The following is a 25,402-nucleotide window of genomic DNA, read 5'->3' on the forward strand; positions in this document are numbered from 1 at the left end:
TAATAAGAATCGTATTTGTGCAACCAATGTTGTGTTTATGCGGTTTATATATAGGTATATAAAGTTAAAGATATTATTGTATTATGATTATCGAAAATGTTCATGCAAGAGAAATCTTGGATTCTCGTGGCAATCCTACAGTAGAGGTTGAGGTATTATTAAAGTCTGGCGTGGTTGGCCGTGCATCAGTTCCGTCAGGTGCTTCAACTGGTGAGAATGAGGCACTGGAGCTTCGTGATGGCGACAAGAGCCGTTATTGTGGCAAGGGAGTATTAAAGGCTGTAGAGAATGTCAATAACGTGATTGCTCCGGCTTTGGTCGGATTCTCTGCCTTGGAGCAGCGTGCTATCGACTATAAGATGTTGGAGCTGGATGGTACTAAGACCAAGTCAAACTTAGGTGCCAATGCCATTCTTGGCGTATCGCTTGCTGTGGCTCATGCTGCTGCCGAGTATCTCCATATCCCGCTGTATCGCTACATCGGCGGTTGCAATACTTACATCCTTCCGGTTCCTATGATGAACATCATCAACGGTGGTGCTCACTCTGATGCTCCAATCGCTTTCCAGGAGTTTATGATCCGTCCTGTGGGTGCTCCTAATGAGAAGGAGGCAATCCGTATGGGTGCGGAGGTGTTCCATGCCTTGGCAAAGCTCCTGAAGAATCGCGGCCTTTCCACTGCTGTCGGCGACGAGGGCGGTTTCGCTCCTGCACTCAATGGCATTGAGGACGCCCTTGAGAGCATCTGCCAGGCAATCAAGGATGCCGGTTATGAGCCAGGAAAGGATGTGACGATTGCCATGGACTGCGCTGCCAGCGAGTTTGCTGTTCAGGAGAATGGTGAGTGGTATTACGATTACCGCCAGCTGAAGGACGGCAAGAAGAAGGATCCTAACGGCAAGAAACTCACAGCTGCTGAGCAAATCAAGTTCTTGGAAGAACTGATTACCAAATATCCTATCGATTCCATCGAGGACGGTCTTGACGAGAACGATTGGGACAACTGGGTGAAGCTTACGGCTGCCATCGGTGACCGTTGCCAGTTGGTTGGTGACGACCTCTTTGTTACGAACGTGAAGTTCTTGGAGAAGGGCATCAAGATGGGCGCTGCTAACTCTATCCTTATCAAGGTGAACCAGATTGGCTCGCTTACAGAGACCTTGGATGCTATAGAGATGGCTCATCGTCATGGCTACACCACTGTCACGTCACACCGTTCAGGTGAAACAGAGGATACGACAATCGCCGATATCGCTGTGGCAACCAACTCTGGTCAGATCAAAACAGGTTCGATGAGCCGTACCGACCGTATGGCAAAGTACAACCAGCTTATCCGTATTGAGGAGCAGTTGGGAAAGAACGCTGCTTACGGTTATAAGAAACTGAAATAGAATAGATTAATAATTATAGACTAAGTCATAGTCCAATCGAGTAGGAGGAAAACGAAGCAGTTTTCTTCCTACTTTCGTTTTCCGACCTCTCACACCACCATAATGGAACACAATTAAAGAGTTCTCTTCATCAGGTGTCAGCCCTTATGTTGCTTATGTTCTTATGTCTTCGCGGTAAGCGGCACAAGAGCGAACAGCCCTTAATGCACAGAACAAGGTTTATTATTCCATATGTCGGATAAGATATATTCTCTATCAGCCCACTATAATTGATTTGGGTGACGCATTGACGGAGTTGGGAATTCTGTTTTTGTAGCTCGTTTGCTTGTAAAGAAAGCCCGGAGTCTCACATTCGAGAGACTCCGGGCGGAATAAAGATCTTGTTAGATACCAATGTGCTTAATCAGCGTTTCATGGTAATACTTTTATTTTTGTTGAAGCGGTGATGTCAAAACCTGGCGTATATCCTGCATGAACGCTACATACCACACGGCTATTTACGTCGCCTTCAAAACTATATGTGATAGACGAGCCATGTTTCGCACTCCATGCCTGTACATTACCCTTAGCATTATATGTGCCTGAGAAAGTCAATTTGTATTCTCCAGCAGTATTAATGGTGACGGTATCGCTTGGATTGCTGCTATCTTCGTCATAATACACTTGCCGCTTGCTGCCAATGGGTGTGCCATCAAGAGTCCAGCTATATTTTGCTAAACCAAGCAGACGTCCAGTGCTCTTCTGCTGGGCTGTTAGAACTATCTTTTCGCCTACATGAATTGTCTCTGTGTTGTTTGAGAGAGATTTTGCAGTAATGCCATTCAGTGTCGGCGGTTCGGAGCGGTATTTTTCGTTGGCAGGATCTTCTGTACAACCAGCGACAGTGGTTGCAAGGAGTGCTAATCCTAATAATAATAGCTTATAAGCGTGTGTCATAATTTATATTATACTAATAGGAATGTTGTGTCAAAGGATTAATATGTGTACATTAAATCGGTAAGTTTGGCCGCTTGTTCTTTATCGGAGAGAAGGCTTGCTATTGCAGGATTCCTTCACCTTGCCTTATGATATTGAACTCATCGTCATGACAGTCTACAATAGTTGTTTCGCCTAAGCAGCCAATTCCACCATCAATAACCAAATCAACTTGTGAACCAAAGGTTTCTTCGATTAGCCCCGGGTCTGTTATATACGCGATGTCATCATAACTGTCAGCAGGCAATGACACAGTCATAAGTGGTGCATCGAGTGCTTGAAGTATGTCGCGCACAATGTCGGATTCAGGCATGCGTATGCCAATCTCTCCAGTCTTGCGGCTTCTGAATATTTTAGGAAGTACTCTCTTTCCTGGGATAATGAATGTAAATTTACCAGGTAGATTGCGTTTCATGACCTTGTATGCAGCATTGGATATTTGCGCATATTCGCTGATAGAACTCATGTCATAACATATCACGGAGAGTGGGTGTGTAGCGGGGTCAATTTGACGTATTTTGCAAATACGTTCTACGGCGCGCTCTTTTAGTGCATGACAACCAAATGCGTAGGTTGTGCCTGTCGGGTATATGATAACGCCTCCATCATTAAGAATGTCAACCACCTCCTTAATACGTTGAGGAGGATTGTTTTTGGGATAGAGTTTGAGCATATAGACAATATTTGTTTAGAATGTCTTTAATTTTTGATAAAGACGTTGCACGGGTAGTCCGACGACGTTGAAATAGCTGCCTTTAATTTCTTCAACAGCTACAATGCCTATCCATTCTTGTATGCCATAGGCACCCGCTTTGTCAAAGGGCAGATAGTTGTCAACATAGAAGTTTATTTCTTCGTCGGTGATATTCGTAAATTTTACCTGGCTTGTTACTCCAAAATTCTCTGTACGTTTGGCCGTGACAATTGTCACGCCAGTAATAACTTGATGGGTCTTGCCAGATAATTTGTGAAGCATTTCTTTTGCTTGTTCGGCATTTTTAGGCTTACCCATAACTTCTCCATCAACATACACAATGGTGTCGGCCGTAATAAGTAGCTCATTCGGAGCCATTGATGATTGGTACGCTTTGGCTTTGTTGCGCGAAATATAGCATACAATGTCCTCGCCTCTGAGTGAGTCGGGGTAGCTTTCGTCTATACCAAAGAGTGTACGCACCTTGAAGTTGACGCCCATGCGTTGAAGTAGTTCCTTGCGTCTTGGCGAATTACTTGCCAATACAATTTCGTATTTGTTTAGATTTTCAAGCATAGTATATGTATGTTTTGAGATATTAGTTTATAAATAGCAGTAATATGGGGTATGTTACCAACCAAACGCTTCGGTGCCAGTCATCCACTTGCCTTGAGCGCGCATAACTTGCTCGATAATGTCACGTGCACAACCATTTCCTCCATTGACAGGACTGATATATCGTGCTATTTGTTTGATTTCGTATGCCGCATCATTGGGACAACACGGGCAACCGCATTGCTGCATGACTTCGAAGTCGGGTATGTCATCTCCCATGTAGATAACCTCATCACTTTGCAGGCCTTTTTCGTGTATCCACGTGTTGAATACCTTGATCTTGACACCAGCCCCTAAAAATATGTCTTTAATGCCAAGTCCTTCGTAGCGTATACGTACGGCTTGGCTCCGGCCTCCCGTAATGATTGCAATATCATAGCCTTGTTTTATAGCTAACTGCATGGCATAACCATCCTTGATGTTTGCAGTGCGACATGGTTGCGCTCCTTCAAACAACATGACATTGTTACAGCTTAGCACTCCATCAACGTCGAAAGCGAAGGCTTTTATTTTGCTTAAGTCATAATCTATCATTTGTCTGATCTTTTCGTGTAGTTAGTTGTTGTCAATCGTTCTCACTATGATAATGGTGTATGCTGTCACTCATAAGTTTGTAAATTTGTTGCATTGCCGGATTTGGCCTGAGCAAATCAGTGTGTGCATGTAATACATTTGTGTCCCATCTTACGGCAGGGCCCGTTTGGGCTTTGACAGGGCCAATTTCATCGATTTTCCTAAATGTTTCAGCTATAATGGGAACGAGTAACTTAGGATTAATTCCGTTCTCTTCAAGCAATTTATAGGCCAAGGTGCAACAATGGTTTGTAAAGTTATTGGCAAAAACAGCGGCAAGATGTACAATTTTTCTTTGTTCAGAGTTTAGAGGTGTAACAGACTCGGAAAGTTGATTGCTTAACTGCTTAATTAGCATGATGGCAAAATCGTTATTCCCCTCTATAAACAGAGGTACGTTTCTGAAGTTAATGGCGTGCCCTTTGCTTATGGTCTGCAGTGGATACATGACAGCAGCGTTTGTTACATTGCAAAATGTGCTTAATGGCATGCACCCCGACGTGTGTATCCATAAAGCATCGTGCGCAAGTGCATTTTTCTTTAATTGTGCTACGGCTTCAGGCAGAGCGCTGTCCTTAATCATGAAGAAATAAGCATCTGATTTTGGTAGCTCTTGTATGTTGTCGGTATATAAGGAAACACCAAATTTTTCAGCTAAAAGTTTGGCATGGTCAATATGATGACTGAATATAGCGCTTATAGTGTGTCCAGCAGAAACTAAAGCCTGCGACACGTGTGTTGCCACATTACCAGAACCTATGATGCAAATTTCCATTTTAAGATTGAGATTTTTGTCTTCTGATGTATTCTTCGTAATTACGTTTCCATCTTTTATGCGTCCAAAGCCACAGGGCGGGGTGTTGCTTGATGGTTCCTTCGAGCAAGTCAAAATACTTGTCTGTAATCTGGAAGTCTGGCTTGTTTTGTATATTGTCTTCCATCAATTTTATAGTACACCGATAAGTGCCTCTTTTAGGCCTTTCGACGTGTCCGTAGAAGATGAGCGCATCAACTTTTTTGCCTATCTGTTCTGTACCAGTAAAAACAGGCGTTTTGTGGTTCAGAAATTCGGTCCAATGATGAATGCTGTTCCATTTTGGCCCTTGGTCAGCAATAAAGCCGACAATAGTGGGTATTTGAGCTTTCCGCTTGTTTATTACATAACGCAAAGTCTCTTTCATGCCCACATTATCTCCACCAAAACGGCCACGGATTTGCAAGAATAATTTGTTGAAATTCTTGTTACGTAGTGGATGATATATTTGCCCTGCCGACATTTCGGGCGCGAGGTTGTGTATGTGCATTGCTAATGATGAAATCCATTCCCAATTTCCGTAGTGAGCAAGATATATAAATGCAAAGTCCTTGCCGCTTGTCCTTAGTTTGTTGATCATCTGCTCTACTCCGCAAAACTCCATACGTTTGGTAAGCTCTTTCTCAGAAATACTGCACAATTTGATGGTCTCAACAATGTAGTCAGAAAAGAACTGGTAGAATTCCTTTTCTATATGCTTGAGTTCCGTTGCATTCTTTTCAGGGAAGGAGCTATGAAGATTTTCGGACACAACACGACGCCTGTAGCGAACGATGTAGTAAACAAGCACAAATATTATATCTGATAATGCATAGAGCACTTTCAGAGGTAACTTGGAGAGTGACCATATAAATCCGTATAGAAGAGTGTACATATATTTTAATGTGCTATTAATGACAATGGGTTTGATGAGCCCATTCCTCTTTATGCTTGCCTACAAAAGTACATAAAATCATTGTAAAATAGATGATTTGCATGCTAAACTTTCAATTCTTCTGTACAAATCGATTTGTATAAACAAAGTCTGTGTGTTTGAAGTAATAAGAAGTGCTGCTCTTAATCAAGAAGGCAATATCACTCTATTCTTGTCAGAAATATGGCTCTTATTACGTATGTAATATGACTTTTATGAATAAAGGATATCAATATCGTTAGGAATTGAATGCTGTTAAAATGCAAAAGCCTCCATAATCGATAACGACTATGGAGACTATTTATTCTCATTCGTGAACTGATGCATTTATTGGCGCACCCGACAAACCCTGTGGAGTAGGCCGTGCAGATGCTAACCCAAAACTGTTGCTAAACGATACATGAAGAATGGTATGTCTATGACTCCTTTTACTTGTGCACGAAAGCATTTGATCTTTGAGTTCAACGATTCAGCTGAAGCGTTAGTCTTACGTCCGTCAAAGTAGTTCAGGATTTCATCCTCATAGAATCTGATGGTATCGCGTACGGACTTGATTTCACGCAGAGTGCAGGAAGCCACTTTCTCATACCACCCCTTGAAATTCTGTTTGGCAGTCTCCTTTGTGAGTTTCTTGTTTCTGAATATGGCTCTAAGGGAGTTGATCAGATTGTATGCTTCTTCAAGTTTTGGGTAGAGTGCGAAAAGTATCTTCGCACGCTTTTTCTGCGTTGCGCTCCACTTCTCTCGGCTCATGGACAATTGCTTGCGACATCGTGTCTGTGCCTCTACAAGAGTCTCGCCATTTTCAAGCCTTTTGGGTTCAAAGCGAGTGTTCAGCCTCATAGGCTTTCTTCCGCGCTTGCTCTTCTTCCAGTTCTTCCCATGCCTTTTCCTCATTCGCTCGCGGTAAGCCTTTCTCTGCGCTGCCAGATTTTCGAGGTATTTGCGAAACTCTGCCTTCTGTCTGTTCGCCTCCTTTACGGCTTTTCGTTTCAGGCGCAGGCGTATCTCTTCGCAGCCCTCTCCACCGCGTTTTACGACATGGAAGCAGTCACGTATGACTGTGGCTTTAGGGAATGCCTCTCGGGCTATGACACGCATGCAATCTGAGAGATCCATCGTGATATTCTCAACCATTTCACGCTTATCTGCAGGTAGTTGCATGAGAACCTTCAGTACGTCAGCAGGATTCGTTCCCTTGACTACTGCTATGATTGCACCCTTGCGACCATGGGCATCCTTGTTGTGAACGATAGTGTACAGTTCGCCCTGGAGGGAGGTCTCGTCTATGCCTTGCTCCTTACCTACGTTTTGCGGAATAAGAATCCACTTGGATGCGTGATCCTTCTGCTCCCACGTCTCGAAGTTACTCAGGGCGTCCTTGTATCTTTTGGCAAACGTGGAGCTGTTAATCATGTACGTATAACCAATCTGACGAGCGGTTATCGTCTCAGAGTCCATTCGCCCTCTTTAAAAAAAGCGCGAAGTCCTTCGCGTATCGAGTGCCCTTATGCTTCAGTTCAAACTCCTTGTCAAGGTCAACACTTCTTGTTGTGCCATCCGGCATTGTCCAACGCCTTCTTCGTATGTGAAGTACCGCCTTCTTGTCTCGGGCTGGATAGTCAAGTAAACATGATTCTTCCCCAAAACCATTGCTCACGGAATCCTTCATGTCTGGTGTGCGATTGTCGCGCTCATCCAGATAGATGTGAAGCTCTGTTGTGTAAAGAACATCCTTGTCCAGAGTACGCTGTGTTGCAAAGTCTGTCACCTCGAAATATTTAAGAACTCCTTCGGGGAGGAAATATGAGGCGAGGCCCTCATACATATTTTTATTGCCATTCTGATTCATAGTGCAAAGGTACTACTTTTGGGCAATCATGTATCGTTTGGCAACTCAGTTTTTGGGTTAGCATCTGCACAGCCCTCCACAGGGTTTGTCGGGTGCGCCANNNNGGCGCACCCGACAAACCCTGTGGAGTAGGCCGTGCAGATGCTAACCCAAAACTGTTGCTAAACGATACATGAAGAATGGTATGTCTATGACTCCTTTTACTTGTGCACGAAAGCATTTGATCTTTGAGTTCAACGATTCAGCTGAAGCGTTAGTCTTACGTCCGTCAAAGTAGTTCAGGATTTCATCCTCATAGAATCTGATGGTATCGCGTACGGACTTGATTTCACGCAGAGTGCAGGAAGCCACTTTCTCATACCACCCCTTGAAATTCTGTTTGGCAGTCTCCTTTGTGAGTTTCTTGTTTCTGAATATGGCTCTAAGGGAGTTGATCAGATTGTATGCTTCTTCAAGTTTTGGGTAGAGTGCGAAAAGTATCTTCGCACGCTTTTTCTGCGTTGCGCTCCACTTCTCTCGGCTCATGGACAATTGCTTGCGACATCGTGTCTGTGCCTCTACAAGAGTCTCGCCATTTTCAAGCCTTTTGGGTTCAAAGCGAGTGTTCAGCCTCATAGGCTTTCTTCCGCGCTTGCTCTTCTTCCAGTTCTTCCCATGCCTTTTCCTCATTCGCTCGCGGTAAGCCTTTCTCTGCGCTGCCAGATTTTCGAGGTATTTGCGAAACTCTGCCTTCTGTCTGTTCGCCTCCTTTACGGCTTTTCGTTTCAGGCGCAGGCGTATCTCTTCGCAGCCCTCTCCACCGCGTTTTACGACATGGAAGCAGTCACGTATGACTGTGGCTTTAGGGAATGCCTCTCGGGCTATGACACGCATGCAATCTGAGAGATCCATCGTGATATTCTCAACCATTTCACGCTTATCTGCAGGTAGTTGCATGAGAACCTTCAGTACGTCAGCAGGATTCGTTCCCTTGACTACTGCTATGATTGCACCCTTGCGACCATGGGCATCCTTGTTGTGAACGATAGTGTACAGTTCGCCCTGGAGGGAGGTCTCGTCTATGCCTTGCTCCTTACCTACGTTTTGCGGAATAAGAATCCACTTGGATGCGTGATCCTTCTGCTCCCACGTCTCGAAGTTACTCAGGGCGTCCTTGTATCTTTTGGCAAACGTGGAGCTGTTAATCATGTACGTATAACCAATCTGACGAGCGGTTATCGTCTCAGAGTCCATTCGCCCTCTTTAAAAAAAGCGCGAAGTCCTTCGCGTATCGAGTGCCCTTATGCTTCAGTTCAAACTCCTTGTCAAGGTCAACACTTCTTGTTGTGCCATCCGGCATTGTCCAACGCCTTCTTCGTATGTGAAGTACCGCCTTCTTGTCTCGGGCTGGATAGTCAAGTAAACATGATTCTTCCCCAAAACCATTGCTCACGGAATCCTTCATGTCTGGTGTGCGATTGTCGCGCTCATCCAGATAGATGTGAAGCTCTGTTGTGTAAAGAACATCCTTGTCCAGAGTACGCTGTGTTGCAAAGTCTGTCACCTCGAAATATTTAAGAACTCCTTCGGGGAGGAAATATGAGGCGAGGCCCTCATACATATTTTTATTGCCATTCTGATTCATAGTGCAAAGGTACTACTTTTGGGCAATCATGTATCGTTTGGCAACTCAGTTTTTGGGTTAGCATCTGCACAGCCCTCCACAGGGTTTGTCGGGTGCGCCCATTTATTACAATAGTTGGCAGATCATTGTTCCCCTCTTAGCTCTTCTATCATGTCATTAACAGTATAGGTACCGCTCATCAAATGCAAGCCGTTTTTTGTTGCAAAAACGAAAGGGGCAAAGGTTTATTTTCTAACCTTTACCCCTGTCCAGCTACTGTATGCTATACGTTTACAACCTTTACAATCAAGCCATGTTTCCAAGCCATTTTAATCATGTTTTTTGTGCCACGCGACTTACCGTCCCAAAAGGCAACCAAAGTGCCAGCCATACGAGCCATTTGCTCATTTCGCCGCGGACCAGCCGATCGCCCATACGTTTTCCAGTCGGCAGGAACAATACGCAAAGGCAGATTGTGTTCGTGCGCAAATCGTTCGCCGAGAGCGTCCACCCCCGTTGCACCACCCGAAATAATTTCAATTTCTAACTTGCCGATAAACTTGCCGATATAGTTCATCATTTCTTTTTCAACAACTGAGTAGTCGTTAAAATTACGGCTACCTGCAATAATAATGTGCATCATATTTGAAATAAATTATATATATGTGTATATATCTTTATACGATTAAAGATTCCGCATATCGTTGTTTTGGGCAGTTTGTCTGCAAAAAGTCCGCAGACTTTATTATTATTAGACCGATTTTGTTGATTTTTTGATTTATTAATTTATATTTGCAAGGAAATGATTAGTAAAACCTATCTTAGGTATATTTGGCTCATCGATACAATTGACAAGTCAAGAATACCTCTCGATTTTGAACATATCGTTAAGCTATGGCAAGCATCTCCTTATGCTTATATGGGCGGTCTATCCATCCGCACCTTTCACGAGCATCGCAAGGGCATCAAAGAGATGTTTGACATTGACATCGCATGCGACAAATCTTCATTGTTCACATACTATATCAAAAATCCCGAAGTGCTCAAAAAGAATACTTACGCACAAATGCTATTGCGTAAGTATAGCGTTCCACAAGATTTCTCAACTTTTAGCATGATGCGCGACCGTATTATATTAGAGGAAATACCACACGGAACGGCCTACTTCGATGCCATCATTGAAGCCATGCGAAACAATACTGAAGTTGTAATTGACTATCAACGTTATGAAGGGCAACTTGAAACGCTAACGTTACAACCTTATGCGCTGAAAGTATACAACAGGAGATGGTATGTGCTTGGTTACATAAAAGAAAAAGAGGCCATTAGGCATTTGGCATTAGAACGATTTATTGACTTTCATGCTACAAACATTCAGTTTGATTTTCCGAAAGACTTCATACCCCGAAAGTACTACGATAATGTTGTGGGAATTTATGTGAATGACCAATTGCCCCTTGAAAAATTAAAAATCAGAGTATACGGTGTAGAAGTGGAATATTTGCGAATGTTGCCTCTACATAAATCGCAATATGAAGTTAAATCAAAATACGGCGAATACGCCGAGTTTATGTATCGTGTATGTCTAACACTCGATTTAAAATCAAAACTATTGGCTTTAGGCTCTCACGTTGAAGTATTAGAGCCACTTGAATATCGCGAAAAAATTATGTCTGAAATTAAGGATGCAATGAATAGGTACCTTATGAAAAGCTAAAAAACGCCACTTGTCTGCTGAGTTTTTGCAGAAAATGGTTCAAAAATGCTATGTAGCGCGATTTTCATTCGTATTATATATTATAGGAGAACAAACGTTCAAAATAAAGAACAAACACCAAATTATCATAACCATGCATAAATTCACTAAACTGATACTTGATGAATATAATCGTCAAGGTATCAAAATTACTGACCAAAACGAGTCTGCAGCTTATGTATCTCCCCTTGTCGAACTCTCAGATGCACAAAAAGACATCTTGAGTAAAGGAGACGGTCAAAAGCCAAATCAGTACAAACAGATCAACTCCTCTACTGGACTTGCCGTTAATTACTATAAACTTTTAGAGGAGTTGGGCGAAATTTGCGAGCTCGTTTTCGAATACAAACCTGCTATTCCTTTGAAAAGAAGCAGCAAGAATGCAAACCTTGATGTCTTCTATAAAAGGAACGGAACTTTGTACTTTGTTGAAAGCAAATTTCTTGAGCCATACTACAGTGCCAATAAAGACATCAATGATGCTTACCTTGACAAAGATAGATATCCTATCGAAGTTGAAGCCTTTAGCGATGATTGGCATCAATTGTTTGAACAGTCAAAAGAGTTTAAATACCTTGATGTGACACAACTATGCCGCCACCTGCTTGCGTTGTACAGATATACCCACGGCTACAAAAACTCTACATATCAAGGAGAGCCTGTCGTTTTTCAAAGCGTGATGTGGAAAATGACAGAGCGTTTTATGAATCTGCTTTCTTCATCTGAGCGTGATGAAATGAATGAAAGAGTCAATACGCTCAAAGAAGAAACCAACAGATGCCATGAAATGTTCAACGCACTCATTAACAAGGTGGGTTGGAGCAACATGCAGTTTGAAACACTTCATTACAACGACATATTAGGCGAAATAAAACCTAGCAAATATTACAACGACTTTTGTAAGAGATATTTCTTTGAATAGGTACTTTTACAATCTCTACAAAAGTTTGAGAAGGAACATGAGGGGTTGAGAGAGGAGCAGAAATAAGCTAACGTTCAACTTCTCAAACAATATGTGCTATGATTAAAGCTATCGTAATAGTCATCGTCTTGACCATAGTCATAGGTACTTACGTGAAGATTAATCGATGCATTGTCCTTTAATCTACAATTTTAAATGCGTTACTTTGGATATTATTAATTCTGATGTAACGCATTTTTTATAGACTCAACCACAGTTAGAGAAGTTGCAGAGATAGCCGAACACATGTCAAGTGTAAAGAGAAGTATACAGAGACCTTGCTGATGAAGTTATTAAGTAACCAAATTTCAACAGGTATACTAAAACAAAAGATCCTCCATAATCGCTATAAGGATTATGGAGGATTATTTTACGTAAATATCTGAAGAACAGATTATTACTTCTTGTTGAGAGCGAGGTCTGCCTTAACTGCGCAAGCTACTGAGCAACCTACCATGGGGTTGTTACCAATACCGAGGAAGCCCATCATCTCAACGTGTGCAGGAACTGATGAAGAACCAGCAAACTGAGCGTCTGAGTGCATACGGCCCATAGTGTCAGTCATACCATAAGAGGCAGGACCTGCAGCCATGTTATCGGGGTGGAGTGTACGACCCGTACCACCACCAGAAGCTACGCTAAAGTAGGGCTTGCCTGCAAGTACGCGCTCCTTCTTGTAAGTACCAGCAACAGGGTGTTGGAAACGAGTAGGGTTGGTTGAGTTACCTGTGATAGACACATCAACATCTTCCTTCCACATGATGGCAACGCCTTCACGTACATCGTCTGCACCATAGCAATTTACCTTGGCGCGGGGGCCGTCACTGTAAGCAGTTTCTTTTACAACCTTAAGTTCGCCTGTGTAGTAGTCAAACTTAGTTTGTACGTATGTGAAACCATTGATACGGCTGATAATCATAGCAGCGTCCTTGCCGAGACCATTGAGGATACAACGCAGAGGTTTGTCTGAGGGACGGCTTTGGTTAGCCATCTGTGCAATCTTAATAGCACCTTCGGCAGCAGCAAAGCTCTCGTGACCTGCGAGGAATGCGAAGCATTTTGTTTCAGGAGAAAGGAGACGGGCTGCGAGACGGCCATGGCCGATACCAACCTTACGATCATCGGCTACAGAGCCGGGAATGCAGAATGCCTGAAGACCTTCGCCGATGTATTCGGCAGCTTCAACTGCATCTTTAGCTTTTTCCTTCAGGGCAATAGCAGTACCTACTACATAAGCCCACTTAGCGTTCTCAAAGCAGATCATCTGTGTGCTTTCGCACTCCATGTAAGGATCAATGCCGTAAGACTCGCAAATTTGGTTAGCCTCTTCAATGTCTTTGATACCGTGCTTGTTGAGTGCAGCAAGAATCTGCTTCATGCGACGGTCTTGGCTTTCAAACTTAACTTCTCTAATCATTTGTGTGTTCCTCCTTAATCTTTACGTGGGTCAATAGATTTAACTGCGCCCTGCTCGGCAGTAGTGCGGCCGTAGTGACCTGTTACACTCTTGAGAGCCTCATTGGCATCAACGCCCTTCTTGATAGCGTCCATGAACTTGCCCATGTGAACAAATTCGTAGCCGATAACCTGGTCGTCCTTGTCAAGGTACATCTTTGTGATGTAGCCTTCAGTGAGCTGGAGGTAACGAGTACCTTTGAGTTTTGTGCCATAGAGCGTACCCATTTGGCTGATAAGTCCCTTGCCAAGATCTTCAAGGCCGGCGCCTACTACAAGACCACCTTCAGAGAAAGCACTCTGAGTACGTCCGTATACGATCTGAAGGAAGAGCTCGCGCATTGCAGTGTTGATTGCATCGCAAACGAGGTCAGTGTTGAGGGCTTCAAGGATAGTCTTGCCCGGCAGGATTTCGCTGGCCATAGCTGCAGAGTGAGTCATACCTGAGCAGCCGATGGTTTCAACCAAGCATTCCTCAATTACGCCTTCTTTCACGTTCAGAGTCAGTTTGCAGGCACCTTGTTGGGGTGCGCACCAACCCACACCATGAGTAAGACCAGAGATGTCCTTGATTTCCTTTGCTTGTACCCACTTGCCTTCTTCGGGGATAGGGGCGGGACCATGGTTGGGGCCTTTGGCTACGCAACACATGTTCTGTACTTCGTGTGAATATTCCATGTTTTGAGTTTTGGTATTTAGTAGAATACTTATTTCTTGTATGATGGCTTTATAGCCGCAAAGTTACACCTTCTTTCGCTAAAATGCAAAAAGTTAAAGCATTTTCGTTTGGTCAAAGTGCTTATTTGGGCTGCGAGAAACTCGTACCCCAAACTCCCTTATGGGTTTATTGTGCAATCTTATAAGATTTATGCCACATAAATGAGAGATGCTTTCTTATATGCTTCTTTTTTTTGTCCAACGCATTTGGAGTGTGTAAGCAGCTATGAATTTCTAAATGAAAAAACGCTGTTATTTGCCTGTTTGTCCGTTTTAGGATTTGGCGTTATGGCTAATCCGTTACTTAACAGATATGTTGCCTTCGGCATGAAATCCGCGTAGAAAATCGGCAATTTGCATTCTCTTCTTGCCCGCTAATTGTATTGTTTGCAGATGCTGATACCCATCTGATTGTGCCACCTTAAAATATGTTTTTCCGTCTGTTTGTATGCTTCCAACGGGAACATCTACATGGCAGAATTCCTTGTTTGATGCGTATATCTTAAGAATTGAGGATTTGCCATTGTAAATAAGCTCTGTCCACGATGCAGGGTAGGGAGAAAGTCCTCTGATGAAGTCGTATGTACGTTTTACGCCCATGTTCCAGTCAATGCGACAGGTATCTTTGAAAATTTTGGGTGCAGGTCGAAGTGGCTCTTCGGTTTGTAATTCTGATTGTGGAATGGGGTGCACGTTGTTATTTAAGATGTTGTCGACAGTCTCGAGCACGAGGTCTCCTCCCAAATGCATGAGTTTGTCGTGTACATCTTCAACATTGTCAGTGTCAAGAATAGGCACGGGTACACGTTGAATTACGCTGCCTGTATCAATGTCATGGTCAAGGAAAAAAGTGGTAATACCTGTTTCGGTATCTCCATTTATGATAGCCCAATTGATAGGGGCCGCACCTCGATATTGCGGCAGTAGCGCTGCGTGTAGATTGAATGTTCCATATTTTGGCATGGACCAAACTATTTCTGGCAGCATGCGAAATGCCACAACTATTTGTAAATCTGCACGTAGAGAACGTAATTCCTCTATGAAATTGGGATCCTTGAGTTTTGCAGGTTGTAGCACTTTGAGGCCCTTCTCCATTGCGTATTTTTTAACAGGGGACGCAGATAAATCTGTCTGATGGCGGCCGATTGGTTTATCTGGCATGGTAATGACACCAACTATATTATATCCGCCTTCCACCAATTTTTGCAAAGGTTCCACCGCAAAGTCTGGTGTTCCCATGTATACTATTCGTAAATCTTCCTTGTTCATGATAAAGAATGAGTCTTGTTTTTATTTTGTTGCACAATACATAGTACTAAGTCCAAACGTGAAACGTTTGAATTTAACGTCAGAAAAGCCAGCTTGTTGAAGTATTCCTTGCATAACTTCGCCTTGTGGAAATGCTTCCATAGTAGCGGGCAGGTAGGTGTAAGCCTTGCTGTCACGCGATATGATTTTACCCAAAACAGGCATTAGTACATGCGAATATAACCAGAAAAGTTGCTTCATTGGGAATTGTACGGGCGATGTTAATTCAATAATAACAAGTCTGCCGCCTTTGCGCATTACGCGGCACATTTCGCGTAGCCCCTTGTCTAAATTCTCAAAGTTTCGTATGCCGTATGCTACCATTACTGCGTCAAAAGTGTCGTCTGGTAACGAAAGGTTCAAGCAGTCTTCCTTCTGAAAATGTATTATATGGTCTAATTGTGCGGCTTTCACTTTAGTCCGCGCCACATTCATCATCCCTTCAGACAAGTCAACGCCAAGCAATTCCTTGGGACACAGTTCTTTTGCTGCCAAAATGGCAAAATCTCCTGTGCCGGTTGCCACATCTAATATATTTTGGGGGTGGTAGGGACGTAATGAGTCAATGGCGGCTTTGCGCCATTGTTTATCAATGCCAAGTGAAAGCGTATGATTTAGCAGGTCGTAAGAATGTGCGATACCATCAAACATTCTTTCAACTTGTGCGCCTTTTGACTCAGTGTCGTTGTAGGGCCTTATTTCTTCTTGCTTGTAAGTCATATTGCTTGCAAAGTTACTTTATCAGGCTTAAATGTCAAACAAAATATTGATTTTTGTGCAAGTATGTATCAATGCGTGATAAGCATAATATGACGGAGAGTGGGTTCACATTTTCATATAGCTCAATTATTCATCGATAAAATTATGCAATTCGTCTATTTTATGGTGTCAATAAGTATTTATTGCTTCTTTTCCGATGTTGGTACATATACCTTTGCATTCGTAAATACAATAAAAACGGAGACTTATGCATAAAATACGAAAGAAATGTTTAGCGGCTTCTTTAGCATTGCTTCCTTGGGTGGGTATGGCACAAACGAATGGCGTTTGGACTCTCCAAAACTGCATAGATTATGCGGTAGCCCACAATGTGCAGCTATTGAAAAGTGCAGCCGCAGAACAAAGTGCCAGCGTCGATGTGGCCGAGGCCAAGGCGGGTCTATTGCCGAGCCTGAGTGGTGACTTGACACAGGGGGTGAGTTATCGTCCGTTTCAAGAGAGTGGCGGTAGCTTTGTAAATGGCGGTATAGCCACTTCAGCAGCAGACAAGGTTACGCAAAATGGTAGCTATGGCATTAATGCGCAATGGGTTGTTTGGAATGGCGGAAAGAACCGAATGAGTATAACTAATGCGCAATATAATCAGCAGTTGGCTGCCTATGATACGCAGACGCAAGTTAACGAGGTCAAAGAACAGATAGCGCAACTATATGTGCAAATACTCTATATGACTGAGGCTGAAAAAGTAAATCGTACACTTTTGTCGCAAGACTCAATCATTTGCGAACGCGGGCAGCAGATGGTAAATGTAGGTTCTATGTCCAAGGCGGATTTGGCGCAGCTGCAATCTCAGGTTAGTCAAGGACGGTATAATGTCGTGAATGTTCGAACACAAATTGACAATGCCAAAATGCAATTAAGGCAGTTGATGGAACTACCTGCAGATGAAGCATTTGATGTGCAGCCAGTTGATGTTACTGATGTACAAGTGTTGAATAGTATTCCGAGCAAAGACGCTATTTATTCATCAGCATTAGATAGTCGTCCTGAAATTAAGCGTTCGCAGTTGGCTATCGAGCAAAGCCATCTCAGTACAAAAATTGCCAAGAGTGGTTATCTGCCAACAATTAGCCTGACGGGAAGTATAGGAGATAGCCATGTGACTGGTAGTCAAACTAATTGGGCTAAGCAAATGAAGAACAACTTTAATGGTAGTTTGGGCGTAACGGTGAGCATACCAATATTTGATAATCGAAAGAATAAGAGTGCGGTGGAGCGTGCAAAGGTTGCAGAAACTACAGCTCAGCTTGATTTGCAAGATACTCAAAAACAGCTCTACCAAACCATTGAAACGTATTGGCTAAATGCAACTAACAGTCAAGCCAAGTACGTGGCAGCGAAATCAAGTGTCGAGAGCATGGCTACCAGCTATGAGCTAATGACGGAACAATTTAATCTCGGTTTGAAAAATATAGCCGAACTTTTGAATAGTCGTGCAAATTTGCTCGATGCGCAACAGACAATGCTGCAAGACAAATATACAGCTTTGCTTAACCGCAACCTGCTCAACTTTTATGCGGGCAACGAATTGTAATATAAACAACAATAAATATCTATATGAAAGTCAATATAAAGAAATGGTCTGTAGCCATAGTAGTATTACTCGCTATTGGTGGTGGAATATGGTACTTTTTACACAAACAAGAAGCTCCCTTCGAGGTTAGTTATGAAACAGCAAAGGTTGAAAAGGCCACGATTGGCAACAGTGTGACGGCTACAGGAACGGTAGAGGCTGTGACCTCTGTCGAAGTGGGTACACAGGTGTCGGGTATCATAGACAAAATTTACGTAGACTACAATTCTCCTGTTAAGAAAGGCCAGGTTATAGCAGAACTGGATAAAACCAATCTGCTGAGCGAATTGCGTAGTGCAACGAGTCAACTTGAAGGTGCAAAAAGCGATTTGAATTATCAACGCTCAAATTTTGCACGCATGAAGACATTGTATGGCAAGGGACTCATCAGTGCTAATGATTATGAAACTGCACGCTTGTCATTGCAGCAGGCAGAGAGCGTTGTGAATCAACGTCAAGAGGCCGTGACAAAAGCAAAAACAAACCTAAGCTACGCTACGATTACTTCGCCTATTGATGGTGTCGTTTTGAGCAAATCCGTTGAGGAAGGTCAGACCGTGGCATCGAGCTTCAATACACCGACGTTGTTCACAATTGTAAAGGATATGACTGACATGCGTGTAGTAGCAAGTGTGGACGAAGCTGATATAGGTGAAGTCAAAGTTGGTCAGCGTGTAACCTATTCGGTTGACGCCTATCCTGACGAAACATTTGAGGGTACGGTAACACAGGTTCGAAATGAGGCAACAACCGAGAATAATGTAGTTACCTATGAGGTAGTGATCTCTGCCCCTAACCCAAATTTGAAACTAAAGCCGGGTTTAACGGCTAACGTGACAATTTATACGCTTGAGCAAAATAATATTGTAAGTGTTCCTACGAAGGCTTTGCGTTTCATGCCCACAAAAGAGATGGTTGGGGCAAAGGACAAAATTGTTGATTGCAATGGTTCCCACAAATTGTGGGTGCGCGAGGGACGTACATTCAAAGCGTACAGTGTGCAAACTGGTATAACTAATGGCACACGCACGCAAATACTTAGTGGTATAAAGGAGGGCACAGTAGTAGTTGTTGATATGAAAGATGCTTCAACAACTGAGGAAGGTAAGGACGAAACAAGCACAGGTGAAGAGAAAAGTCCATTCTCACCCGGTCCGCCAAGCAAAAAGAAAAAGTAAACGCTAAAGGGTTGTTCTAAAAAATCTGTTTTTAGAGTTCTGCTATTCTGAAATGTGATTTGCATGCTCTCAGAAGTGCCTTTTTGAAAGTTAGTTACCTGCTATGTTCTCTCACAAACTTTCAAAAAGACACTTCCGATAGCGCACAAATCCCTATTCCAGAATTATTAGAACCACCCTAAAACGTGAAAATCCAACCAAAAGCAACCAAGATGATAGATATAGATAAAGAAGAGATCTTCCCACAACCTGAGGATCGCTCAGACAAAAAAGTTGTGATTGAACTGGATAATGTGCGTCGTAATTTCGTGGTAGGTGATGAAACGGTTCACGCTTTGAAGGGCGTATCTTTCAAAATCTACGAAGGTGAATTTGTGACAATCATGGGTACTTCGGGTTCGGGCAAGTCAACACTCCTCAATCAGTTAGGGTGTCTTGATACACCATCAAGTGGGGAGTATTACCTTGATGGCGTAAGCGTGCGCACTATGAAGCGTAGCGAGCGTGCAGTATTGCGCAACCGCAAAATAGGCTTTGTGTTCCAGAACTATAATTTGTTGCCTAAGACAACAGCCGTTGAAAATGTAGAGCTGCCGTTGATGTATAATTCGTCAGTGTCGGCCTCAGAACGTCGGAAGCGTAGCATCGAGGCGTTAAAAATGGTAGGACTTGGCGAGAGGCTTTATCACAAATCGAACCAAATGTCTGGTGGTCAAATGCAACGTGTGGCAATAGCACGTGCGTTGGTCAACGATCCGGCGGTAATATTGGCAGATGAGGCTACGGGTAACTTGGATACGCGCACTTCGTTTGAGATATTAGTCCTTTTTCAAAAGCTGTTTAAGGCGGGGCGAACGATTATATTCGTAACACATAATCCCGAAATTGCTTTATATTCCAGCCGTAACATATTCTTGCGTGATGGATTGATACGTGAGGATGTTGTTAATCACAACATACACTCTGCATCAAAGGCATTAGCAGAATTGCCACCGAATGAAGAGTCGTAAATAACGATAATAATATAAACTTGTTATGAATTATAGCAATCTGTTCAAAATAGCGATGCGTGCCATTGCGGCAAACAAGTTGCGCTCCTTCCTTACTATGCTTGGCATTATCATAGGTGTGGCTTCGGTTATAGCTATGATGGCCATCGGACAGGGTTCGAAAAAGAGTATACAGGCCAATATTTCCGAGATGGGCTCGAATATGATCATGATTCGTCCCGGTCAGGACAAAGGGCCTGGTGGTGCCCAGCAGGACGCATCTGATATGCAGACCCTGAAATTGAAAGACTATGAGGCATTAAAGGAGCAGGCAAAATACTTGTCAGCCATATCTCCGAGCGTAAATTCTTCTGGTCAGTTTATCAATGGCAATAATAACACCCCGTCGACCATTTATGGCATATCACCAGATTATATGCAAATCCGACAGCAAAAGGTCAAGGACGGTGAGATGTTTACCGACGAGGAGGTGCGCAGCAGTGCAAAGGTCTGCGTGATAGGTAAAACGGTGGCCGACAATCTTTTTACTAATGGCGAAGATCCTGTAGGCAAGGTCATACGTTTCAACAAAATACCATTCCGTGTGGTTGGCGTCTTGGAATCGAAAGGTTACAATTCGTTTGGAATGGATCAGGACGATGTCGTACTGGCTCCTTACACAACGGTTATGAAGCGTATATTATCAGTCACTTACTTGCAGGGCATCAATGCCTCGGCGGTGACAGAGGATATGACCGATTTAGCCATAGAGGATATAACCAGCATTTTACGCGAGAATCACAAGTTGAAAGCTTCAGATGAAGATAACTTCACAATCAGGAGCCAACAGGAAATGGCCGAAATGATGAACTCAACGTCCGACACTATGACTGTCCTGTTGTTGGTTGTAGCATGTATTTCGCTCGTCGTAGGCGGTATAGGTATTATGAATATCATGTATGTAAGCGTGACAGAACGTACCAAGGAGATTGGTTTGCGTATGTCTGTTGGAGCACGTGGTATAGATATACTAAACCAATTTTTGATAGAATCAGTCTTGCTTAGCGTGACAGGTGGCTTGATTGGCGTAATAGTGGGAATCGGTGCAGCAGTTGGTATCAATGTGTTCGCACACTGGCCCATACAAATCCAGCCCTGGAGCGTGTTGCTGAGTTTTGCCGTATGTTCAGCTACAGGCATATTCTTTGGCTGGTATCCGGCTAAAAAGGCAGCGAGCCTCGACCCCATAGAAGCTATACGTTACGAGTAAAAGCATATTATAATAAGTAGATGTTTAGTATTAGTTGACTCAAGTTTCGGATTTAGAAGGGAACGGCTTGAAAGACCAAAAGCACCAAGCACTAAGTTTGCAGATGGAAATCATTGGGCCCCGTTTGAGTTAAATCCGAAACTTGGGTTGTCTTACTACGGACGTTCAACATGCTTACTACGTTCGAAGTAAATGCTTACCACGTTCGAAGTAAATGCTTACTACGTTCGAAGTAAATGCTTACTACGACCGATGTGACATAACTTAGACTTGGTTCTGTGCTCTCGTCACCCCCCACACGTGCATCATCGTTTCGTTTGACAACGGACGGTCGCTGCCGTTATTCGTACTGCATGCTGTGTAGGCTGAAAGTTGAGTTACGTAATTCTTTGATTTTCAATATGCACTATGTGATGGCGCAGAAAGGTGATGAAGTCATGTGTTGTTGGATATGCAGTTTTTTTGTATGTTTGCACCATTCAATAATTAGGTGGCACATGGTCAATCCTTGTAAGTGTGTTCATTGAAGGTGTTACACTGCGCTTTTGCACAGTGCCATCTGTTAATAAACTATTAGAGTATGAGTAACCAACAGCGTAAACCACGTTTAGAATGTTTCATAGAGGTTGTAGTACATGTACTGACGTGGTGTTATATATTTTTATCGCCCCTGATATTTAAGCATAGCGGTGAATCTATTAATTGGGACCATTATTTGCATGGCAGTATCCTGCCATTAACTATATGCGTTGCCTTTTATCTTAATTATTTTGTGCTCATACCACGTTTTCTTCTAACAAAGGGGAAGCTAAAGTGGTTCTTTATTGTCAACTTTATTATCTTTGCATTGTATCAAATAGGCGTGGAATATCAAAGTCTTTGGTTCCCATCACATCCACCAATGCATAAGCGAATGTTAGGACGTCCAATGTTGCCGCCCAAAAGCTACTTTGTGATACGTGGACTGCTATTTTACATATTCTCAGTAGGTGCCTCAGTCGCTTTGAAGCTTAGTTTGCGTTGGCGACAGAGTGAGCAAGCAAGAGCTGAGGCGGAACTCGGGCGTTCGCAGGCCGAATTGAAAAATCTGAAAAATCAAATAAATCCTCACTTCCTGCTTAATACGCTCAATAATATATATGCCTTGACAGCTTTCGACCAGGTAAAGGCTCAGCAAGCTATTCAGGAGTTGAGTCGTTTGCTTCGCTACATGTTATACGAGAATCAATCTGACAGAGTCAGTTTAGACAAAGAAGTAGAGTTCTTAAAATCCTACATCGCTCTGATGAGGCTGCGCCTGTATAATGATGTCGAGGTAAAGGCTGAGTTCGATTACCCAGAGAGTCAAAACGTACCTGTAGCACCGCTGATATTCATCTCGTTAGTTGAGAATGCTTTTAAGCATGGGGTATGTTCTACAGGCAATAGTTTTATTCATATAAGTCTGAAGGCAAATGCTCACCATTTGGTGTTTAAGTGCGAAAATAGCAATACGCCCAAAAACGAGTCAGATAAGGCTCCGGGGGGCATCGGTCTGAAGCAAGTGGCAAGTCGTTTGCAGTTTGCTTATCTCGGACGTTACAAATGGAAATATGGGGCCATTGATGGTGGCAAAACATACAGTTCTGTCATAGAAATCTTTGATACACCAATAGAAAAGAATTAAACCAAAACTCAGAAAAATGAAGTGCGCAATTATTGACGATGAACCATTGGCTCTTGGACTGCTCGAGAGTTATGTAGCCAAAACCCCCATGTTGGAGTTGTGTGGCAAATATGCCAGTGCCGTTGAGGCCATGGGTGGATTGCAAAGTAATCCAGTCGACATCATTTTCCTCGACATTCAGATGCCTGATTTGAATGGATTAGACTTTTCTAAAACAATAGACACAGCTCGCACACGTATTATTTTTACAACCGCATTCAGCCAATACGCTTTGGAGGGGTATAAGGTCAATGCACTTGACTATCTGTTAAAACCGATAAGCTATGTCGATTTCGTTGCATCAGTAAACCGTGCGCAAAAATGGTACGATATGATGGTGGCCAAGCACAATGAGGCAACAAAGTATGAACACAATGGTTCAACAGAACAAGTCGTGTTGAAGGACGTGGACAGTGATTACCTCTTTGTCAAGAGCGACTACAAACTGGTGCGTATAGATTTCTCGGACATCTTGTATATAGAGGGTTTGAAAGACTATGTAAAAATATACATTAGTTCCGAGCCCAAACCTATATTGTGCCTGAGTTCTATGCGCAGCTTTGAGAATGCCTTGCCAAGCGATACTTTTTATAGAATACACCGCTCATATATAGTGAACATGCAGAAGGTGAGGGTATTTGAAAAAGGACAAGTCGTGGTCAATGGCAAATACATACCTATTTCGGATAGCTATAAGGAGCAAGTTCAGACGTATCTTAATAAGCATCTGTTGCAAGGGCGTTGATTCTTTATGGAGGTGGGGCATGCGTAGGTACATGAAAGAAAGAGTAAGGCTCATATTAGCTATGTGAAACTTAAATGTTATCTTCGTCCTGCTAATATAACTTCAACTTGTAAGTAGGTGCTCAAAATCGTGCGATATGACTGCGGCCGAGGGAGGGCAGAAGCGCCCAGTAGCGAATCTTCAATGAGAAAATGACACTTGCTGATTGTATGAAATAATTTTGAACACCTACCTATGCAATATAGAATGCTCTCAGATCAAAGAAAACGATGGATTGATTGTTTGCGGGGATTTTGCATGATGGCAATCCTCCTTTTCCACACCGAAATATACTATACAGGTACAAGTATAATAGGCTACAATCTTTATGTCTCCGATGCTTTGTATCTGTTTTTTATGTTGTCAGGTTATCTTCTTTACAAGAATGCTGGCATGATTGACATAAAGTACAAGTTGAAGTCAGTCTTAAGTAACTTGCTGTGGCCCTATTTTATCTTCACTTCTGTCATGGCCGTTCCTAAGGCTTTAGCTCATGGCGAACGGGTTGACAATGTCTGGGCGTTAGTGCAAAACGTTGTGACAGGGCAAGCTTCATGGTTCATTGCAGCTTTAATCGTTGCAGAGATTTTGTTCGTTATCACATTGCGTTTGTGCCGTGGTAGTTTGTTTGCTCTTGGTTCGGTATGTGTGCTTTCATTCTGTTGCTCTGCATTGCTTGCCTTGAATGGGAACCTTGTGACTTTTTGGCAGTTCGGCAATGCGTTGCAAGCCATGCTATTCTTGTTCTTGGGATATGTCTACCATCGGTATGAGCACAAACTAATGGTTGGTGTTTTGCCTACAGTGATAGCTGGCCTGATGCTCATTTTCTTGAAATGCTATGTCTATAAACAGGACTTGTTCATGACAATTTGGCCTATTGGTATAAGCAATTATGCGGTGTTCCTTATAAACGTGATTGTAGGTGGGTTCGCTTTGTTCAATTTGTTCAGACTATTACCACCTTGTCGGTTCTTGGAGTGGACTGGCCGTCATTCAATCGTTTATTATTTTCTGTGTGGTGGCGTGCCAATGTTTGTAGGCGCTGCATTCTCGTTCCTGCATCTAACTTATGATGGAAATTACTTTTATGTGGTACTTGCTTATCTGTGCGTTTATTTGCTAACTACCATGTTGGTATATTTGATTTATCGCTATATGCCTTTCGTGACGGGGTATGGGCGTCGTTTGTAATTGGATGCCAAATGAATTGGCGTGTTTTAAGCGTGTAAACACTTCCGGGATTTTGTCTGCACTCTGCACTTTTTAGACAAACTGCGTTGATAATCAGGTAAATATGTAGTGCATACACGTCTGATTTTTATCTACACTTCATGTGCACATTGCCTGCATTGCCTTACTTGCATATATAAGTGTTGCACTTGTCGTGCCAGTTAGTAATGACTGCATAGGGGGAGCGTAAAAACTGTAGGAGTAATTGAAAATCCGCTCTCCCTATGCTCGACAGGCCCTCTTCTTATGCCGTTAGAGCACCT

Annotated in this window: 25 protein-coding genes; 10 read left to right on the forward strand and 15 right to left on the reverse strand. The window is 42.9% G+C overall.

All coding sequences use genetic code 11. The annotated features are described in order from the left end of the window. Positions 1-83 precede the first annotated feature (83 nt). On the forward strand, positions 84-1,391 hold the full coding sequence (gene eno, locus BQ5453_RS11250; protein WP_071123272.1) for a phosphopyruvate hydratase: 1,308 nt from the start codon (positions 84-86) through the stop codon (positions 1,389-1,391). Between the two features lie 411 nt (positions 1,392-1,802). Here eno and BQ5453_RS11255 read toward each other — a convergent pair whose 3' ends face one another. The 11 genes from BQ5453_RS11255 to BQ5453_RS11305 form a co-directional block, all read right to left on the reverse strand. Further along, positions 1,803-2,327: a hypothetical protein gene (locus BQ5453_RS11255; protein ID WP_071123273.1), complete on the reverse strand. Its 525-nt coding sequence runs from the start codon at positions 2,325-2,327 to the stop codon at positions 1,803-1,805. A gap of 100 nt (positions 2,328-2,427) precedes the next feature. Next, positions 2,428-3,039, reverse strand: coding sequence for an L-threonylcarbamoyladenylate synthase (locus BQ5453_RS11260; RefSeq protein WP_022102443.1), 612 nt, complete (start codon positions 3,037-3,039; stop codon positions 2,428-2,430). 15 nt (positions 3,040-3,054) lie between these two features. After that, positions 3,055-3,636: a Maf-like protein gene (locus BQ5453_RS11265; protein WP_071123274.1), complete on the reverse strand. Its 582-nt coding sequence runs from the start codon at positions 3,634-3,636 to the stop codon at positions 3,055-3,057. A 54-nt stretch (positions 3,637-3,690) separates the two neighbouring features. Next, positions 3,691-4,209: a KdsC family phosphatase gene (locus BQ5453_RS11270; RefSeq protein WP_071123275.1), complete on the reverse strand. Its 519-nt coding sequence runs from the start codon at positions 4,207-4,209 to the stop codon at positions 3,691-3,693. Between the two features lie 31 nt (positions 4,210-4,240). Further along, entirely contained in the window at positions 4,241-5,023 is a 783-nt protein-coding gene (locus BQ5453_RS11275) for a Rossmann-like and DUF2520 domain-containing protein (RefSeq protein WP_071123276.1), read from the reverse strand. 1 nt (position 5,024) lies between these two features. Next, the gene (locus tag BQ5453_RS11280; RefSeq protein WP_071123277.1) at positions 5,025-5,936 is read right to left on the reverse strand and encodes a lysophospholipid acyltransferase family protein; all 912 of its coding nucleotides are present in this window, start codon (positions 5,934-5,936) and stop codon (positions 5,025-5,027) included. A 411-nt stretch (positions 5,937-6,347) separates the two neighbouring features. Continuing rightward, positions 6,348-7,391, reverse strand: a complete 1,044-nt coding sequence (locus tag BQ5453_RS11285) for a transposase (RefSeq protein WP_074027632.1) — start codon at positions 7,389-7,391, stop codon at positions 6,348-6,350. A 34-nt stretch (positions 7,392-7,425) separates the two neighbouring features. Further along, a complete protein-coding gene (locus BQ5453_RS11290; protein ID WP_143033257.1) occupies positions 7,426-7,803 on the reverse strand; it encodes an ISAon1 family transposase N-terminal region protein in 378 nt (125 codons plus the stop codon). Positions 7,804-7,971: 168 nt separating this feature from the next. Continuing rightward, positions 7,972-9,015 (reverse strand): transposase, encoded by a 1,044-nt coding sequence (locus BQ5453_RS11295; protein ID WP_074027632.1) that lies wholly within the window; start codon positions 9,013-9,015, stop codon positions 7,972-7,974. Between the two features lie 34 nt (positions 9,016-9,049). Further along, positions 9,050-9,427 (reverse strand): ISAon1 family transposase N-terminal region protein, encoded by a 378-nt coding sequence (locus BQ5453_RS11300; RefSeq protein ID WP_143033257.1) that lies wholly within the window; start codon positions 9,425-9,427, stop codon positions 9,050-9,052. 286 nt (positions 9,428-9,713) lie between these two features. Beyond that, positions 9,714-10,073 carry a DUF2493 domain-containing protein gene (locus BQ5453_RS11305; RefSeq protein ID WP_071123278.1) on the reverse strand — a complete coding sequence of 120 codons (360 nt, stop codon included), beginning with the start codon at positions 10,071-10,073 and terminating at the stop codon, positions 9,714-9,716. 159 nt (positions 10,074-10,232) lie between these two features. Between BQ5453_RS11305 and BQ5453_RS11310 the strand changes: the two genes are divergently transcribed. Beyond that, positions 10,233-11,147 carry a helix-turn-helix transcriptional regulator gene (locus BQ5453_RS11310; RefSeq protein WP_071123279.1) on the forward strand — a complete coding sequence of 305 codons (915 nt, stop codon included), beginning with the start codon at positions 10,233-10,235 and terminating at the stop codon, positions 11,145-11,147. Positions 11,148-11,280: 133 nt separating this feature from the next. Beyond that, positions 11,281-12,108 (forward strand): PGN_0703 family putative restriction endonuclease, encoded by an 828-nt coding sequence (locus BQ5453_RS11315; protein ID WP_143033395.1) that lies wholly within the window; start codon positions 11,281-11,283, stop codon positions 12,106-12,108. Positions 12,109-12,544: 436 nt separating this feature from the next. Here the strand turns inward: BQ5453_RS11315 and BQ5453_RS11320 are convergent, their stop codons facing one another. The 4 genes from BQ5453_RS11320 to ubiE all read right to left on the reverse strand — a co-directional run bounded on the left by BQ5453_RS11320 (position 12,545) and on the right by ubiE (position 16,347). Continuing rightward, a complete protein-coding gene (locus tag BQ5453_RS11320) occupies positions 12,545-13,564 on the reverse strand; it encodes a GGGtGRT protein (RefSeq protein WP_022102435.1) in 1,020 nt (339 codons plus the stop codon). 14 nt (positions 13,565-13,578) lie between these two features. After that, entirely contained in the window at positions 13,579-14,280 is a 702-nt protein-coding gene (locus BQ5453_RS11325; RefSeq protein ID WP_022102434.1) for an iron-sulfur cluster assembly scaffold protein, read from the reverse strand. Between the two features lie 339 nt (positions 14,281-14,619). Then, a complete protein-coding gene (fmt, locus tag BQ5453_RS11330; RefSeq protein WP_071123281.1) occupies positions 14,620-15,588 on the reverse strand; it encodes a methionyl-tRNA formyltransferase in 969 nt (322 codons plus the stop codon). Positions 15,589-15,609: 21 nt separating this feature from the next. Next, on the reverse strand, positions 15,610-16,347 hold the full coding sequence (gene ubiE, locus BQ5453_RS11335; protein ID WP_071123282.1) for a bifunctional demethylmenaquinone methyltransferase/2-methoxy-6-polyprenyl-1,4-benzoquinol methylase UbiE: 738 nt from the start codon (positions 16,345-16,347) through the stop codon (positions 15,610-15,612). Positions 16,348-16,594: 247 nt separating this feature from the next. Between ubiE and BQ5453_RS11340 the strand changes: the two genes are divergently transcribed. From BQ5453_RS11340 to BQ5453_RS11370, 7 genes are all read left to right on the forward strand, one after another. Next, positions 16,595-17,941, forward strand: a complete 1,347-nt coding sequence (locus BQ5453_RS11340; protein ID WP_071123283.1) for a TolC family protein — start codon at positions 16,595-16,597, stop codon at positions 17,939-17,941. Positions 17,942-17,964: 23 nt separating this feature from the next. Beyond that, positions 17,965-19,158: an efflux RND transporter periplasmic adaptor subunit gene (locus tag BQ5453_RS11345; protein ID WP_071123284.1), complete on the forward strand. Its 1,194-nt coding sequence runs from the start codon at positions 17,965-17,967 to the stop codon at positions 19,156-19,158. Positions 19,159-19,370: 212 nt separating this feature from the next. After that, a complete protein-coding gene (locus BQ5453_RS11350; protein WP_071123285.1) occupies positions 19,371-20,168 on the forward strand; it encodes an ABC transporter ATP-binding protein in 798 nt (265 codons plus the stop codon). A gap of 25 nt (positions 20,169-20,193) precedes the next feature. Then, a complete protein-coding gene (locus BQ5453_RS11355) occupies positions 20,194-21,417 on the forward strand; it encodes an ABC transporter permease (protein ID WP_071123286.1) in 1,224 nt (407 codons plus the stop codon). A gap of 913 nt (positions 21,418-22,330) precedes the next feature. Continuing rightward, positions 22,331-23,083 carry a sensor histidine kinase gene (locus BQ5453_RS11360; RefSeq protein WP_161942422.1) on the forward strand — a complete coding sequence of 251 codons (753 nt, stop codon included), beginning with the start codon at positions 22,331-22,333 and terminating at the stop codon, positions 23,081-23,083. Between the two features lie 16 nt (positions 23,084-23,099). After that, complete coding sequence (locus BQ5453_RS11365) at positions 23,100-23,867, forward strand: LytR/AlgR family response regulator transcription factor (RefSeq protein WP_071123288.1); 768 nt, start codon at positions 23,100-23,102, stop codon at positions 23,865-23,867. A 246-nt stretch (positions 23,868-24,113) separates the two neighbouring features. Further along, complete coding sequence (locus BQ5453_RS11370; RefSeq protein ID WP_262503145.1) at positions 24,114-25,100, forward strand: acyltransferase; 987 nt, start codon at positions 24,114-24,116, stop codon at positions 25,098-25,100. Positions 25,101-25,402: the final 302 nt, after the last annotated feature.

This window comes from Prevotellamassilia timonensis (assembly GCF_900106785.1).
Taxonomy (GTDB): Bacteria; Bacteroidota; Bacteroidia; order Bacteroidales; family Bacteroidaceae; genus Alloprevotella; species Alloprevotella timonensis.

Excerpts from the sequence above, each read along its gene's own strand:
- eno (WP_071123272.1), top strand. The coding sequence starts at position 84 with ATGATTATCGAAAATGTTCATGCAAGAGAAATCTTGGATTCTCGTGGC.
- BQ5453_RS11255 (WP_071123273.1), bottom strand. The coding sequence starts at position 2,327 with ATGACACACGCTTATAAGCTATTATTATTAGGATTAGCACTCCTTGCA.
- BQ5453_RS11260 (WP_022102443.1), bottom strand. The coding sequence starts at position 3,039 with ATGCTCAAACTCTATCCCAAAAACAATCCTCCTCAACGTATTAAGGAG.
- BQ5453_RS11265 (WP_071123274.1), bottom strand. The coding sequence starts at position 3,636 with ATGCTTGAAAATCTAAACAAATACGAAATTGTATTGGCAAGTAATTCG.
- BQ5453_RS11270 (WP_071123275.1), bottom strand. The coding sequence starts at position 4,209 with ATGATAGATTATGACTTAAGCAAAATAAAAGCCTTCGCTTTCGACGTT.
- BQ5453_RS11275 (WP_071123276.1), bottom strand. The coding sequence starts at position 5,023 with ATGGAAATTTGCATCATAGGTTCTGGTAATGTGGCAACACACGTGTCG.
- BQ5453_RS11280 (WP_071123277.1), bottom strand. The coding sequence starts at position 5,936 with ATGTACACTCTTCTATACGGATTTATATGGTCACTCTCCAAGTTACCT.
- BQ5453_RS11285 (WP_074027632.1), bottom strand. The coding sequence starts at position 7,391 with ATGATTAACAGCTCCACGTTTGCCAAAAGATACAAGGACGCCCTGAGT.
- BQ5453_RS11290 (WP_143033257.1), bottom strand. The coding sequence starts at position 7,803 with ATGTATGAGGGCCTCGCCTCATATTTCCTCCCCGAAGGAGTTCTTAAA.
- BQ5453_RS11295 (WP_074027632.1), bottom strand. The coding sequence starts at position 9,015 with ATGATTAACAGCTCCACGTTTGCCAAAAGATACAAGGACGCCCTGAGT.
- BQ5453_RS11300 (WP_143033257.1), bottom strand. The coding sequence starts at position 9,427 with ATGTATGAGGGCCTCGCCTCATATTTCCTCCCCGAAGGAGTTCTTAAA.
- BQ5453_RS11305 (WP_071123278.1), bottom strand. The coding sequence starts at position 10,073 with ATGATGCACATTATTATTGCAGGTAGCCGTAATTTTAACGACTACTCA.
- BQ5453_RS11310 (WP_071123279.1), top strand. The coding sequence starts at position 10,233 with ATGATTAGTAAAACCTATCTTAGGTATATTTGGCTCATCGATACAATT.
- BQ5453_RS11315 (WP_143033395.1), top strand. The coding sequence starts at position 11,281 with ATGCATAAATTCACTAAACTGATACTTGATGAATATAATCGTCAAGGT.
- BQ5453_RS11320 (WP_022102435.1), bottom strand. The coding sequence starts at position 13,564 with ATGATTAGAGAAGTTAAGTTTGAAAGCCAAGACCGTCGCATGAAGCAG.
- BQ5453_RS11325 (WP_022102434.1), bottom strand. The coding sequence starts at position 14,280 with ATGGAATATTCACACGAAGTACAGAACATGTGTTGCGTAGCCAAAGGC.
- fmt (WP_071123281.1), bottom strand. The coding sequence starts at position 15,588 with ATGAACAAGGAAGATTTACGAATAGTATACATGGGAACACCAGACTTT.
- ubiE (WP_071123282.1), bottom strand. The coding sequence starts at position 16,347 with ATGACTTACAAGCAAGAAGAAATAAGGCCCTACAACGACACTGAGTCA.
- BQ5453_RS11340 (WP_071123283.1), top strand. The coding sequence starts at position 16,595 with ATGCATAAAATACGAAAGAAATGTTTAGCGGCTTCTTTAGCATTGCTT.
- BQ5453_RS11345 (WP_071123284.1), top strand. The coding sequence starts at position 17,965 with ATGAAAGTCAATATAAAGAAATGGTCTGTAGCCATAGTAGTATTACTC.
- BQ5453_RS11350 (WP_071123285.1), top strand. The coding sequence starts at position 19,371 with ATGATAGATATAGATAAAGAAGAGATCTTCCCACAACCTGAGGATCGC.
- BQ5453_RS11355 (WP_071123286.1), top strand. The coding sequence starts at position 20,194 with ATGAATTATAGCAATCTGTTCAAAATAGCGATGCGTGCCATTGCGGCA.
- BQ5453_RS11360 (WP_161942422.1), top strand. The coding sequence starts at position 22,331 with ATGTTAGGACGTCCAATGTTGCCGCCCAAAAGCTACTTTGTGATACGT.
- BQ5453_RS11365 (WP_071123288.1), top strand. The coding sequence starts at position 23,100 with ATGAAGTGCGCAATTATTGACGATGAACCATTGGCTCTTGGACTGCTC.
- BQ5453_RS11370 (WP_262503145.1), top strand. The coding sequence starts at position 24,114 with ATGCTCTCAGATCAAAGAAAACGATGGATTGATTGTTTGCGGGGATTT.